This is a genomic window from Pseudomonas sp. P39-UII1, from assembly GCF_039672635.1.
Taxonomy (GTDB): Bacteria; Pseudomonadota; Gammaproteobacteria; order Pseudomonadales; family Pseudomonadaceae; genus Aquipseudomonas.
In genome coordinates, this window is the sequence record NZ_JBDFPP010000001.1 from 41,921 (window position 1) to 54,797 (window position 12,877).

Here is a 12,877-nt window from a genome sequence, read left to right on the forward strand (position 1 = left end):
GATGAACCCCTATCAACTTCACGACAGCACGGTGATCGTCACCGGCGGCTCGTCCGGCATCGGCTACGCCTGCGTCGAACTGCTGCTCCAAGCGGGTGCCCGCGTGGCCTTCTGCGGGCGCAACGAAGGCCGCCTGCGCAGCGCCGAAACGCGGTTGCGCGAACGCTTCCCCGAAGCGCGCCTGCTGGCCCAGGTGTGCGACGTGCTCGACGCAGGTTCCGTGCAGGCCTTTGCCGCCGCCAGCCAGGCCGCGCTCGGCGCGGCCCAGGTGCTGATCAACAACGCAGGCCAGGGCCGCGTGTCGACCTTCGCCAGTACCACCGATGACGCCTGGAACGACGAGTTGCAGCTCAAGTTCTTCTCGGTCATCCACCCGGTGCGCGCGTTCATGGCGCAACTGCAAGGCCAGGCCAACGCCTCCATCGTGTGCGTCAACTCGCTGCTGGCCAGCCAGCCCGAGCCACACATGGTTGCCACCTCGGCGGCCCGTGCGGGGCTGAAGAACCTGGTGCGCTCGATGGCCTTCGAATTCGCCGAACAGGGTATCCGGGTCAACGGCATCCTCATCGGCCTGGTCGAGTCGGGGCAATGGCGCCGCCGCTTCGAGGCCCGCGAGGAGCGCGAACTGGACTGGCCGCAATGGACCGCGCAACTGGCACAACGCAAACAAATTCCCTTGGGCCGCCTTGGCCTGCCGAAGGAAGCGGCGCAGGCGATCCTGTTCCTCGCCTCGCCCCTGTCGGCCTACACCACTGGCAGTCATATCGATGTATCCGGAGGCCTGTCCCGCCATGCGTAACGAAAACACTGTCACCGTCGGTGCCGTCATCACCGCGTTCCTCGAGCAATGCGACGTCAAGGCGGCGTTCGGCGTCATCTCGATCCACAACATGCCGATCCTCGATGCGTTCGCCGTGCGCGGCAACATCCGTTTCGTCATGGCCCGCGGTGAAGCCGGCGCCACCAACATGGCCGATGCCTACGCCCGCAGCGGCGGCGGCCTGGGCGTGTGCCTGACTTCCACCGGCACCGCGGCCGGCAACGCTGCCGGGGCGATGGTCGAAGCGCTGACCGCCGGCACCCCGCTGCTGCACATCACCGGGCAGATCGAAACTCCGTACCTGGACCAGGAGCTGGCCTACATTCACGAAGCGCGCGACCAGCTGACCATGCTCAAGGCGGTGTCCAAGGCGGCATTCCGCGTACGCAGTGTCGAAACCGCGCTAAGCACCCTGAAGCTGGCCGTGCAGACCGCCCTGACCGCGCCCACCGGCCCGGTCAGCGTCGAGATCCCGATCGATATCCAGTCGGCTTTCATCCCCATGCCGACCGACCTGTCGCCGCTGCCGATCCCGGTCGCAGCCCCCGCCGCCGAGGCCCTCGACCTGGTGGCCGAGCGCCTGGCCAGCGCCACCCGGCCGCTGCTGTGGCTGGGCGGTGGTGCGCGGCATGCGGGCGCGCAGGTCAAGCGCCTGCTCGACATGGGCGTCGGCGTGATCACCTCGACCCAGGGCCGCGGCGTGGTCAACGAAGACGACGCACGCTGCCTGGGGGCGTTCTCGCAGAACAAGCTGGTCGAAGGCTTCATGCAGACCTGCGATGCGCTGGTGGTGGCCGGCTCGCGCCTGCGCAGCAACGAGACCTTCAAATACGCCCTGAAGCTGCCGCGCACCACCCTGCGCATCGACGTCAACCCGGCCATCGAAGGCCGCAGCTACCCCAGCGACCTGTTCATCTGCGGCGACGCTGCGCTGGCCCTGGAAGGCCTGGCCGACCGCCTGCAAGGCCGCCTGAACATCGACCCGAACTTCCTGGCCGAGCTCAAGGCCGTGCGCGAGCAGGCGCGCAAGCAACTGGTGGCAGACCTTGGCCCGTATGCGGCACTGGTCGAGCAGTTGCAGGCGCAGACCGGCCGCAACTTTACCTGGGTGCGCGACGTAACCCTGTCCAACAGCATCTGGGGCAACCGCCTGCTCAACCTCTACCACCCGCTCGCCGGCGTGCACGCGCTCGGCGGTGGCATCGGCCAGGGCCTGGCGATGGGTATCGGCGCGGCCGTGGCAGCGGCCGAAATCGCCCCGGGGCGCAAGGTGTTCGCCCTGGCCGGCGACGGCGGGTTCATCCTCAACCTGGGTGAACTGGCGACCCTGGTGCAGGAGAAAGCCAACGTGGTCATCCTGCTGATGAACGACCAGCGCTACGGCGTCATCCGCAACATCCAGGACGCCATCTACGGCGCCCGGCATGCCTATGTCGAACTGCACACGCCGGACTACAGCAAGCTTGCCGAATCGCTCGGCCTGCGCCACGGCCTGGTCAGCGACCTGAAACACTTCGGCGAGGTGCTCGAAGGCGCCCTGAGCGCACAAGGCCCGTTCCTGCTGGAAGTGGACATGCTCAGCGTCGGCGGTTTCGCCACCCAGTTCGCCGGCCCGCCCAACAGCGAAACCAAGGCGCAGAAGGCCACAGCCTGAGGACCCTGCCATGTTGCATATCACCATGATCGGCTGCGGCGCCATTGGCGTCAGCGTGCTCGAACTGCTGGAGCAAGACCCGCAGCTGTGTGTGGACGCGGTGATCGCCTCGGCCGGCTCCGAAGACCTGGTGCGCCAGCGCCTGGCCAGCTTTCGCCAGCCGCCACGGGTGCTCACTGCCCTGCCCAGCGATCACTGCCCCGACCTGCTGGTCGAGTGCGCCGGCCACAAGGCCATCGAGGAGCACGTGCTGCCAGCGCTGGAGCGCGGCATCGCCTGCCTGATCGTGTCGGTGGGCGCGTTGTCCGAGCCCGGCCTGGTCGAACGCCTGGAAGCCGCAGCAGCGCGCGGTAACACGCGCATCGAGCTGCTGCCAGGCGCCATCGGTGGCATCGATGCCTTGTCGGCGGCCAAGGTCGGCGGCCTGGATGCGGTCACCTACACCGGCCGCAAACCGGCCCAGGCCTGGAAGGACACCCCGGCCGAGCAGGTGTGCACGCTGGGCACGCTCAGCGAAGCGACGGTGATCTTCGATGGCAGCGCCCGCGAAGCGGCGCGGCTGTACCCGAAGAACGCCAATGTGGCCGCCACCCTGTCGCTGGCGGGGCTTGGCCTGGACCGCACCCGGGTAACCCTGATCGCCGACCCGCACAGCGAAGAGAACGTGCACCAGGTCGAAGCCCGTGGCGCCTTCGGCCGCTTCGAGATGAGCCTGCGCGGCAAGCCGCTGGCGGCCAACCCGAAGACCTCGGCACTGACCGTCTACAGCGTGGTGCGCGCCCTCGGCAACCACGCCCATGCCATTTCCATCTAGGGGACTGCCAATGACTCTGGAACAGACCTTACCCATTTGCATCGCCGGCACCTGGCGCCTGGGTGGCGGCGAACGCTACGCCACCTGCTACCCCGCCACCGGCGAGCCGGTGGCCTGGCTCAATGCCGCCAGCCTGGAGGATGTCGAAGCCGCCGTGCAGGGCGCGCACCAGGCCTTTTTGCACAGCGGCTGGGCCCAGCGCAAACCGCATGAGCGCGCCGCTGTGCTGTACCGCATCGCCGGGCTGATCCGCGAGCGTGCCGAAGAGCTGGCGCAACTGCAGCGCCAGGACAACGGCAAGCCGATCAACGAGACCCGCGCCCTGGTCGCCAGTGCTGCGGGCACCTTCCAGTTCTTCGCTGCCGCCTGCGAAACGCTGGAAGAAACCATCACCCCGTCGCGCGGCGACTTCGTCAGCATGAGCGTGTACGAGCCGATGGGCGTGGTCGCAGCAATCACCCCGTGGAACTCGCCGATCGCCAGCGAGGCGCAAAAGGTTGCCCCGGCCCTGGCCGGCGGCAATGCGGTGGTGATCAAGCCGGCGGAAATCACCCCGCTGCTGGCCCTGCAACTGGCCCGCATCTGCGAAGACGCCGGGCTACCCAAGGGCCTGGTCAGCGTGCTGCCGGGCAAGGGTTCGCTGCTGGGTGACGCCTTGACCCGCCACCCACTGGTCAAGCGTGTGTCGTTCACCGGCGGTACCCGCACCGGCAAGCACATCGCCCATATCGCCGCTGACAAGATGATGCCGGTGTCGCTGGAGCTGGGCGGCAAGTCGCCAACCATCGTGCTGGAAGACGCCGACCTCGACCACGCCGTGGCCGGTGTGTTGTACGGCATCTTCAGCTCCTCGGGCGAGGCTTGCATCGCAGGTTCGCGGCTGTTCGTCGCCCGTGCCCTGTACGAGCCATTCATGGCCCGCCTGACCGCCGCCGCGGCGCAACTGCGCCTGGGCGACCCTGCCGACGAAAACACGCAGATGGGCCCGCTGATCAGCGCCGGCCACCGCGAGTCGGTGGAGCGCTACGTGGCCCTGGGCCTGGCTGAGGGTGGCCGCCTGCGCCTGGGCGGCCAGCGCCCGAGCGGCGGCCTGTTCGACCAGGGCTACTTCTACCCGCCGACCATCCTCGAAGGCCTGAGCAACCACCAGCAGGTCTGCCAGGAAGAAATCTTCGGCCCGGTGCTGGTCGCCATGCCGTTCGACAACGAAGAGCAACTGCTGGCCCAGGCCAACGACAGCCTCTACGCGCTGGCCGCCGGCATCTGGAGCCGCGACTACAAGCGTGCCTGGGCCTTGGGCCGCAAGCTGCAGGCCGGCACGGTGTGGATCAACACCTACAAGCAGTTCTCCATCTCGACGCCCTTCGGCGGCTGGCGTGACAGCGGCCTGGGCCGTGAAAAAGGCCGCCTGGGCATCCTGCAGTACATGGAACAGAAGAGCCTCTACTGGGGCATGAACCAACAACCGCTGGCGTGGGCCGGCGTGGAGGCAGGGCAATGAGCGTACTGGGCATCGACGAAGTCACCTATGGCGTGGAAGACCTCGCCACCTGCGCGCGCTTCTTCGCCGACTGGGGCCTGAGCAAGGTCAGCGAGCAGCCCGACGAGGTGGTCTTCGAAACCCTCAACGGTTGCCGCGTGGTGCTGGCGGCCATCGACAAACCTGGCCTGCCACCGGCCATAGAGCCCGGCTCGACCGTGCGCGAGGTGGTGTGGGGCGTCGCAAGCCAGGCAGACCTGGCGCTGTACAGCCAGCGCATCGCCAACGACCCGGGTTTCGTCGAAGGCAACGGCCGCATCGGCTGCACCGACCCCAACGGCCTGGCGATCCGCCTGCAGGTCACCCGCAAGCACGCACTGGACATCGAGTGCAGCGGCCACAATACCTGGCAGACCAAGGGCCGGATCAACAAGCCGGCACCGGTCTACGAGCGCGCCACCCCCATCGAAGTGGGCCACGTGGTGTTCTTCGTCAAGGACGTGAATGCCTGTGAAGCCTTCTACCACGAGCGTTTCGGCTTCCAGGCCTCGGACCGTTACCCCAACCGCGGCGCGTTCCTGCGTACCGCCGAAGAAGGCGGCCACCACGACCTGTTCATGCTGCAGCTACCGGCCCCACGCGCCGGGCTCAACCACGTGGCCTTCACCGTGCGTGACCTGCACGAGGTGTTCGGCGGCGGCATGCATATTTCCCGCTGCGGCTGGGCCACCGAGATCGGCCCGGGCCGGCACCCGGTGTCGTCGGCGTTCTTCTGGTACTTCAAGAACCCGGCCGGGGCGCTGGTGGAATACTACGCCGACGAAGACCAGTTGACCGGCGACTGGCAGCCCCGTGAATTCGAACCCGGGCCCACGGTGTTCGCCGAATGGGCGATCGCCGGTGGCATCGATGGCAATACCCGACGCCAGCAGAATATCGAAGCGCCGCAAGGCAAGTTCCTCACCGACAAACCCAAGAACATCTGAGGCCACTCCCATGAGCACACCCGAGGTTTACCTGCAGCCGCACCAGGCGCGCAAACGCCCCAACACGCCGTTCGAAGACCTGCTCGGCGACTCGATCGAACGCGCCTACGGCAATGGCGTGAGCGAACTGGGCGAATTGCTCGCGCACCTCAACCTGGCCGGCCCGCCCTGCCCGCTGACCCGCGGTGAATGGACCGAAGACTCTTTCAAAACCCTGATGGCACGGCTGGGCGAATGACCCGCCGGAGGTAAAACAAAATGAACATGCAGATTACCGTCGACCCTGTTGAACAGCACCTGGCCAACGGCCTGAAAGACCTCTGGTTCCCGGTTTTACCGTCGCAGCTGCTGGGCGAAAAACCCGTCTCGATTCGCCGCCTGGGCTACAAGATCGCCCTGTGGCGCGACAACGACGGCAGCGTCCACGCCCTTGAAGACCACTGCCCGCACCGCGGTGCGCCACTGTCCCAGGGGCCGGTGCTGGGCGACCGCCTGCAGTGCCCGTACCACGGCGTCGAAGTACGCTGCGATGGCACCGTCACCAAGGTGCCGGGCAGCCCCGGCTGCAAGCTCGAAGGCAGCCGCCCGACGCGGATGTTCCATACCCGCGAGGCGGCGGGGGCGATCTTCTTGTTCAACGCCACCGACCCGCACCTGGCCACGCCGCCGGAGCTGGTGCTGCCCGAGCAGCTGACCTCGCCCGAGTGGAGCAGCTTCCTCTGCTACACCGAGTGGAAAGGCGACTACCGCTACGTGCTCGACAACGTCATGGACCCGATGCACGGCACCTACCTGCACAAGATGTCGCACTCCATGAGCGAAGGCGAAGCCACCGCCAAGTTCGTCACCCGTGATACCGACCAAGGCTTCTTCTTCGAGAAGGAAGGCCAGCGCGGGGTCAACTTCGACTGGACCGAGTTCCTCGACAACGGCTGCCACTGGCTGCGCCTGGAAATCCCCTACCCGAAGACCGGCGGCCCGGGCGGCAACTTCACCATCATCGGCAGCTACACACCGAGCAGCCGTGCCCTGTCGGCAGTGTTCCACTGGCGCGCACGGCCGCTGACCGGCTGGCAGCGCGACACCTGGCGCTTCCTCTACAAGAACCGCCTGGAGGCACGCCACTGGGCGGTGCTGGAACAGGACCGGGTGCTGCTGGAGTTCATGGAATTCGACGCCAACCAGCGCGAAAACCTTTACCAGCACGACCTGGGCGTGGTGCGCCTGCGCCGTTACCTGAAGGGCAAGGCCAAGGAACAGCTGGCCCTGATCGAAACCCAGCAACTGGCCTGAGCCTGAGGTGACCGATGTCCAACTCTTGCACCCTAAGCGCGCTGGTGCACACCCTGCGCCATGAAGCCGAAGGCATCATCAGCGTCGAGCTGCGCCCGTGGGGCGATACCGTGTTCACGCCGTTCGAAGCCGGTTCGCACATCGACCTGCACCTGCCCAACGGCCTGGTACGCAGCTACTCGCTGCTGAACGCCCCGAGCGACCAGGGCCGTTATGTGGTCGGCATCCTGCACGACCGCGCCAGCCGCGGCGGCTCGCGCTACGTTCACGAGCAACTGCGGGTGGGCACGCAGTTGCAGATTTCCCAGCCACGCAACAACTTCGCCCTCGACACCCGCGCCAGCCACAGCGTGCTGGTGGCTGGCGGCATCGGCATCACGCCGATCTATTGCATGTTCCGCCAGCTGCTGGCGCTGGGGCGCTCGGCCGAGCTGATCTACTGCGCCCGCTCGCGCGCCGAGGCGGCATTGGTTGACGAGATCAGTGGGCTGGGGGCGAAGGTGCTGTACCACTTCAACGACGAAAAAGGCGGCCTGCCGGACCTGGCCAGTTACCTGGCCGGGCGCCCTGCGGACACGCACTTCTACTGCTGCGGGCCGACACCGATGCTCGATGCCTTCGAGCAGACCTGCGAACGGCTGGGGTACCCGCATGCGCATATCGAACGGTTCACCGCCGCCGAAGTGGCCGCTTCGGAAGATGCCCAGGACAGCTACAGCGTCGAGCTGAGCAAGTCGGGCAAGACGGTCAGCGTCGAGCCAGGGTTGAACCTGCTGGATGTGCTGCTCGAAGCCGGCTGCGATATCGAATACAGCTGCCGCGAGGGGGTCTGTGGCTCGTGCGAAACCCGCGTGCTGGAGGGTGATGTGGACCACCGCGACGGGGTGCTGAGCAAGGCTGAGCGGGCGGCGAACAAATCGATGATGGTGTGTGTCTCGGGCTGCAAGAGCCGGCGCCTGGTGCTCGACCTTTGAATCGGTGCCGGCCTCTTCGCGATCCGACTTGCCCCGCGAAGAGGCCGGCACTGACACCCTAAAACAATAAAAACCACCCCCCGTTTTCCGCATTCAGCCAGCCAATCCAATCATCCCTTGATGGGATGACGGCCCGCTGCTGCCTGCGAAAACTCCCCAACCTTGCAGGGCACAACATGAACAGGTACCTGATCACCCTCGGTCTGCTGGTCACCGCATGCTCAAGCTTCGCCTCCGAACCCGGCCCCGCCGCCCCGGACCAGCCGCCCACCGCGAAAAAGCCCTTCCCGCACATCGCCTGGCGCAGCGACGACGGCCAGAGCAGCCTCGACATCGGCGGCGCCTTGCGCGTCAATTACCGCGACGAACACTGGGACACCACCGAGAACAACGGCCGCTTCCTCTTCGACACCTTCCGCCTGGACGTGCAGGCCAGCCATCGCCAACTGTTCAGCGATGTCGGTTACTGGTTCCAGGACGACGGCAAGCGCTCCATCGACCGCGGCTACATCGGCTACCGCTTCAGTCCGCAAGCCAACCTGCAACTGGGCGCACCGTTCAAACCGTTCGGCCTGGAGCCCTACCCGCAGTTCGGCTGGAGTTATCACATCCCATTCTTCATGGGTTACGGCGTCAGCGCCGGCACGGGCCTGAAGTACAGCTACAAGGACGCGCAATGGGACCTGCAACTGGGCTACTTCCCGCGCATGCTGCCGTCGAGCCTGCGCTATTCGCCGGAGGTCGGGCGCTACGCCGACCTCGACGACAACGCCGTGCCGTTCACCCAGTCGCGCCAGGACAACGAAAAGCGCAACCAGCTCAACGCCCGCGTCGCCCGTACATTCAATGGCGATGGCTGGAAGACCGAGCTGGGCGCTTCACTGGCCGCAGCCCAGCTGTACAACGCCACTACCCATGATGACGGCGACTACTGGGCGGGCGGCGTGCACGCGCTGTTCAACACCGGCCCCTGGACCGTGACCGGCCAGGCAATCCGCTACGAATACGACCCGAAAAACTCGGCGGGCGTCAGCGATGACGCGGTGCTGATGGGCGGCAACGGCCTGACCCCGGCCTACCTGATCGCCGCCAAGGCGACCATTGCCGCAGTCAACGTTGGCTACGACGTATTCACCCCGAAGCTTGGGCAGTTGAAGAAGATCAAGCTCTATACCGACTACAGCCGCATGATGAAGGATGAGCACGGTTGGGACGATTCGCAGATGTTCACCGTCGGCGCGCAGTTCCTGGCCATGCCGATCATGGCCTGGGTCGACCTGACCTGGGCGCGTAATGCCAACCCGTTTGGTGGGGCCGAGAATGGCACGGGGTGGACCAGCACCGGTTCGGTGGGCAGTAACGACTGGTATTACCGGACCAATATCAACATCGGCTATTACTTCTGAAATTTTGATTCTGTCTCTCCCGGCCTCATCGCCGGCAAGCCGGCTCCCACAGATACATCACTCTTCTCGAGCACTGTGCAGTACCTGTGGGAGCCGGCTCGCCGGCGATGAGGCCGGTACAGACAACACAACCAAACCGCATTACGATGGGCAGCCCTCCTGACGCGTAACGCCCCATGCCCCCCGAGCAAACCCCAGCCTACAAGATCGTGCTCTGGCGCCTGGAGCAGGATGCCCAAGGCTACCCTCCCGCGTCGGTCGAAGGCCTCTGGGCAAAGCCCACCGCAGCTGGCTACCAGGTCGACAGCATCCCCTTTTACGCCTACGGTATCGCACCCGGTGACACCATCAGCATCCGTGAAGACGGCGAGCAGTCCTGGTTCGAAGCCCTGCAGCAAAGCGGTGGTGCTTCGGTGTTCCGCATACTGGTAAAGGCCGCGGGCGACCTGGAACAGGTCCGCGCTGCACTGGAAGATTTCGGATGTCCCTGCGAAGTCGAACAGGCGGTAAAGATGCTGGCCGTCGAAGTCCCGCCTGCACGTACACTCGACACCCTGCTCTACTACCTGCTGACCCAACGCGAAGCCGGCACCCTGGATTTCGAGGAAGGCGTGTTGCGCCACGCCATCCCCGAAGAATTCCGCTAACGCCCTACGCTTCGGCCAAGCGCGCCGCCGGCCTGCGGAACACGAACAGCAAACCCACCACGATGAGCCCCATGCCCAGCAGGCTGAGCGGTGCCAGGCGGTTGCCGAAAATCAGGAAATCCATCACCGCAGTAACCGCCGGCACCAGGTAGAACAGGCTGGTGACATTGACCAGGTTGCCCTTGGCGATCAGCCGGTACAGCAGCAAGGTCGCCAGCAGCGAAACCACCAACCCCATCCACAGCAGCGCACCGATGAAACTGCTGGCCCACTCAACGTGCAGCGGCTGCACCGGTGCGAACACCGCACACATGGCAAACCCCGCCAGGTATTGCAGCGGCAGGGTGCCCATGGGGTTGTCGGTGATGCGCTTCTGCAGGATCGAGCCGAAGGTCATGCTGGCCAGCGCCAGCAAGGCAAACAGCATCCCGGCCAGCGACACGCCGCCGAGGTTGATGCCCTGATAGACCACCATCACCAGCCCGCCAAGCCCCAGGCCCAGGCCAAACAGCCGGCTCCCCGAGCGCTGGCGCTCCATCAGCACGACGGTGAGAATCGGTTGCACACCCATTACCGTGGCCATCACCCCAGGGGTGACATGGGTATTGAGCGCCAGCAGGTAGAAGATCTGGTAGGCACCGAGCAGCACACAGCCGGTGCCCAGGGCCCGCAACATCGCCCCCCCGGTACGCGGCCAGCGCAGGCCCAGCAACGGGCCGATCAGCAACAACCCGGCCAGGGCCAGCGCCGAGCGCAACAGCAGGAAGGCGAACGGGCTGGCATGGGCCAGGCCGAGTTTGGAAACGATGGCGCCACTGCTCCACAGCAGGACGAACAGGCTGGTAGTGGCCGCAGAGGCCACGCTAGCTTTGGAAAAGACAGACATGGTTGCACCTGTATTCGGGCAAAAAAGCCGAACGGTGGGCGTGAACTTCAGCAGGGGAAGTAGCCGACCGTGTTCAGTAGGTTGCGCGTGTGAAGGGATGCGGCCAGAAGCCGATCAGCCCAGCACGACCACGCAGCGAGGCGGAGCTACGCCGCCTACGACGCCACTGACAGGTGGTGGGTAATGACTGATCATGGCCGGCTGCTGGCTGCCACGCACGACCGTGCCCGCGACTGGCGCGAAGGCAAAGCTTGTGGTGGAAGGGGTGGCTGGCATTACCGGATCATCAAAAGACATTGACGAACTGGACTATAGCCTGGCGCTTAGCGGCTGACAATCGCTGCCTGATCTTTCGTAGAGCGCGCGGTACTCCTCCACTTCCTTCCACAGTGAATAGCGAAGCAGCCTGAGACCCAGGCTTTGCTCGCCGAGCCTTATGTCATCGGTTGAGTGACCTTCACCCCTGAACGCCAAGTTAATTAAGTGTAATCAAATAGCGCAAAAAACTAGCATTTTTGCCAGTTGGCGCAGGTGCAGTGCAGTCCTAGCATGGGCCGCAGTTTCAAAAAAAACCGGAAGGGAAGCCACCATGAAAGACATGAAAAGCGGGTTTGCCTCGGCCGTTCTAGTGCCGCTGTTTTTCTTTACCACAGTTGCTGATGCTGCAACCTGCGAAGGTGTTGCCAGGGAAATTAATAACTGGTATTCCGACACAAGATCGACGTGCGGTGCAGATCCGGCAGTCGACTGCAGTGGCGTCATGTTAAGGGCTACTCATCGATGGGATGAAAGGTCAGGTAACCCTGAAAAAATCCCCGCGCCCACGGATCCACTTAAATACTACGTGTGGAATCCCAGCCCCGCATCGGTGCAATCCGGAGGCGTATCGGTGTCCTGGATGCGGAGTGACCGTATCGCCTATAAAGACCCGGGCTTGAGCGCAAATAACGGGATCATATTTACGCCACGGCAATTCGTTAACGATAGGGAAAAAAAATTGAATGTAGTCTGTGCGTTTCCAATCGACGCCTGGACAGACTTTCGCAGTGGAAGAGGATGCCTGGATAGTTCGAGCACTGTAGAAGTGGAGGATAGCTGCCAAGCGCTGGGGGTCAACAATGCTACGAGTTGGACCCAACACTACAATTCATTAAACGCGAGTAGCCGCAATTCGCGGCACAGAAAACAATGCGGCTTCAGCCTGCACAAGAACCTGACCCGTGCACAGCGCACGCAGGCGTTTGAAAATTTCATTGCTGCCCGCCAAGCAATCGCCGACACCACAGAGGCGAAGGAGATACAGACAGAGTTGCGCGTTGTCACCTGGGAAAAGGACAAAGCTCCAGTAGCAGCATTTTTCTACAGCATTCGAACTGGGAAGAAGCAAGCCATGAAAAACCAGTTTGACTATTACCAGCAGACCGGGCAATGGGTGCCGGTAATCAAAATGGACTTCCCGCAGGACGCAAACAGCAGAGCGAGGTTCTCCTGCGAGGCTGACGCGCAGCATCGAGACCTGCCGCGACCGATCAACAAGACTTCTCCCGCAGGCTACATTCAGAGCGCAACATGGATCCAGCGTGATGGCGATCCTCATTTGGGTAATGGCGTCTGGACGCTATCGGTTACCCCCACGGCGCATGCACGAACCATAGGAGCGGATGAAACCGAAGCCATGTATGCAGAACTGCTGAGAAGATATGGTGATGATCCACGTTGGAGCGGTGACAAGTATGGTGGCGGCATGCGTAGGCAACTGGTCTGTCATTTGGCCGGTACTAACAACGGTCGACAAATACGAAATAAACCAACATTCAACCTGGAGCCGGTGCGACCCGATGCCAGCCATCAGCAATCTATAGCTGAAGGGTGCAATGCTTGGCCGGCAGTCCCCTACCTGTAAAAAATGCCGTAGCA

12 protein-coding genes are annotated in these 12,877 nt (G+C 64.2%); 11 read left to right on the forward strand and 1 reads right to left on the reverse strand.

Annotated features, from left to right (window positions below):
• Window position 1: 1 nt before the first annotated feature.
• The 10 genes from ABEH27_RS00205 (at window position 2) to ABEH27_RS00250 (ending at window position 10,074) form a co-directional block, all read left to right on the forward strand.
• Complete coding sequence (locus tag ABEH27_RS00205) at window positions 2–799, forward strand: SDR family oxidoreductase (protein ID WP_346611634.1); 798 nt, start codon at window positions 2–4, stop codon at window positions 797–799.
• Window positions 792–2,474, forward strand: coding sequence for a thiamine pyrophosphate-binding protein (locus tag ABEH27_RS00210; protein ID WP_346611635.1), 1,683 nt, complete (start codon window positions 792–794; stop codon window positions 2,472–2,474). The genes ABEH27_RS00205 and ABEH27_RS00210 overlap by 8 nt, the downstream gene beginning before the upstream one ends.
• Before the next feature lie 10 nt (window positions 2,475–2,484).
• A complete protein-coding gene (locus ABEH27_RS00215) occupies window positions 2,485–3,288 on the forward strand; it encodes an aspartate dehydrogenase (protein ID WP_346611636.1) in 804 nt (267 codons plus the stop codon).
• 10 nt (window positions 3,289–3,298) lie between these two features.
• Complete coding sequence (locus ABEH27_RS00220; RefSeq protein ID WP_346611637.1) at window positions 3,299–4,789, forward strand: aldehyde dehydrogenase; 1,491 nt, start codon at window positions 3,299–3,301, stop codon at window positions 4,787–4,789.
• Entirely contained in the window at window positions 4,786–5,754 is a 969-nt protein-coding gene (locus ABEH27_RS00225) for a VOC family protein (protein WP_346611638.1), read from the forward strand. Before ABEH27_RS00220 ends, ABEH27_RS00225 begins: the two co-directional genes overlap by 4 nt.
• A gap of 10 nt (window positions 5,755–5,764) precedes the next feature.
• Window positions 5,765–5,992 carry a recombinase-like helix-turn-helix domain-containing protein gene (locus ABEH27_RS00230; protein WP_346611639.1) on the forward strand — a complete coding sequence of 76 codons (228 nt, stop codon included), beginning with the start codon at window positions 5,765–5,767 and terminating at the stop codon, window positions 5,990–5,992.
• A gap of 20 nt (window positions 5,993–6,012) precedes the next feature.
• Window positions 6,013–7,047 carry an aromatic ring-hydroxylating dioxygenase subunit alpha gene (locus ABEH27_RS00235; RefSeq protein WP_346611640.1) on the forward strand — a complete coding sequence of 345 codons (1,035 nt, stop codon included), beginning with the start codon at window positions 6,013–6,015 and terminating at the stop codon, window positions 7,045–7,047.
• A gap of 14 nt (window positions 7,048–7,061) precedes the next feature.
• The gene (locus tag ABEH27_RS00240; protein WP_346611641.1) at window positions 7,062–8,021 is read left to right on the forward strand and encodes a PDR/VanB family oxidoreductase; all 960 of its coding nucleotides are present in this window, start codon (window positions 7,062–7,064) and stop codon (window positions 8,019–8,021) included.
• Window positions 8,022–8,197: 176 nt separating this feature from the next.
• Entirely contained in the window at window positions 8,198–9,427 is a 1,230-nt protein-coding gene (locus ABEH27_RS00245; protein WP_346611642.1) for a hypothetical protein, read from the forward strand.
• A 176-nt stretch (window positions 9,428–9,603) separates the two neighbouring features.
• A complete protein-coding gene (locus ABEH27_RS00250) occupies window positions 9,604–10,074 on the forward strand; it encodes a DUF4265 domain-containing protein (protein WP_346611643.1) in 471 nt (156 codons plus the stop codon).
• Window positions 10,075–10,078: 4 nt separating this feature from the next.
• On the opposite strand, the gene ABEH27_RS00255 is transcribed toward ABEH27_RS00250, so the two are convergent.
• A complete protein-coding gene (locus tag ABEH27_RS00255) occupies window positions 10,079–10,960 on the reverse strand; it encodes a DMT family transporter (RefSeq protein WP_346611644.1) in 882 nt (293 codons plus the stop codon).
• Window positions 10,961–11,549: 589 nt separating this feature from the next.
• On the opposite strand from ABEH27_RS00255, the gene ABEH27_RS00260 reads away from it, so the two are divergent.
• Window positions 11,550–12,863: a DUF2599 domain-containing protein gene (locus ABEH27_RS00260; protein ID WP_346611645.1), complete on the forward strand. Its 1,314-nt coding sequence runs from the start codon at window positions 11,550–11,552 to the stop codon at window positions 12,861–12,863.
• Window positions 12,864–12,877: the final 14 nt, after the last annotated feature.

What these genes read in the sequence shown, in the direction of transcription:
- ABEH27_RS00205 (WP_346611634.1), top strand. Translation starts at nt 2, where the DNA reads ATGAACCCCTATCAACTTCACGACAGCACGGTGATCGTCACCGGCGGC.
- ABEH27_RS00210 (WP_346611635.1), top strand. Translation starts at nt 792, where the DNA reads ATGCGTAACGAAAACACTGTCACCGTCGGTGCCGTCATCACCGCGTTC.
- ABEH27_RS00215 (WP_346611636.1), top strand. Translation starts at nt 2,485, where the DNA reads ATGTTGCATATCACCATGATCGGCTGCGGCGCCATTGGCGTCAGCGTG.
- ABEH27_RS00220 (WP_346611637.1), top strand. Translation starts at nt 3,299, where the DNA reads ATGACTCTGGAACAGACCTTACCCATTTGCATCGCCGGCACCTGGCGC.
- ABEH27_RS00225 (WP_346611638.1), top strand. Translation starts at nt 4,786, where the DNA reads ATGAGCGTACTGGGCATCGACGAAGTCACCTATGGCGTGGAAGACCTC.
- ABEH27_RS00230 (WP_346611639.1), top strand. Translation starts at nt 5,765, where the DNA reads ATGAGCACACCCGAGGTTTACCTGCAGCCGCACCAGGCGCGCAAACGC.
- ABEH27_RS00235 (WP_346611640.1), top strand. Translation starts at nt 6,013, where the DNA reads ATGAACATGCAGATTACCGTCGACCCTGTTGAACAGCACCTGGCCAAC.
- ABEH27_RS00240 (WP_346611641.1), top strand. Translation starts at nt 7,062, where the DNA reads ATGTCCAACTCTTGCACCCTAAGCGCGCTGGTGCACACCCTGCGCCAT.
- ABEH27_RS00245 (WP_346611642.1), top strand. Translation starts at nt 8,198, where the DNA reads ATGAACAGGTACCTGATCACCCTCGGTCTGCTGGTCACCGCATGCTCA.
- ABEH27_RS00250 (WP_346611643.1), top strand. Translation starts at nt 9,604, where the DNA reads ATGCCCCCCGAGCAAACCCCAGCCTACAAGATCGTGCTCTGGCGCCTG.
- ABEH27_RS00255 (WP_346611644.1), bottom strand. Translation starts at nt 10,960, where the DNA reads ATGTCTGTCTTTTCCAAAGCTAGCGTGGCCTCTGCGGCCACTACCAGC.
- ABEH27_RS00260 (WP_346611645.1), top strand. Translation starts at nt 11,550, where the DNA reads ATGAAAGACATGAAAAGCGGGTTTGCCTCGGCCGTTCTAGTGCCGCTG.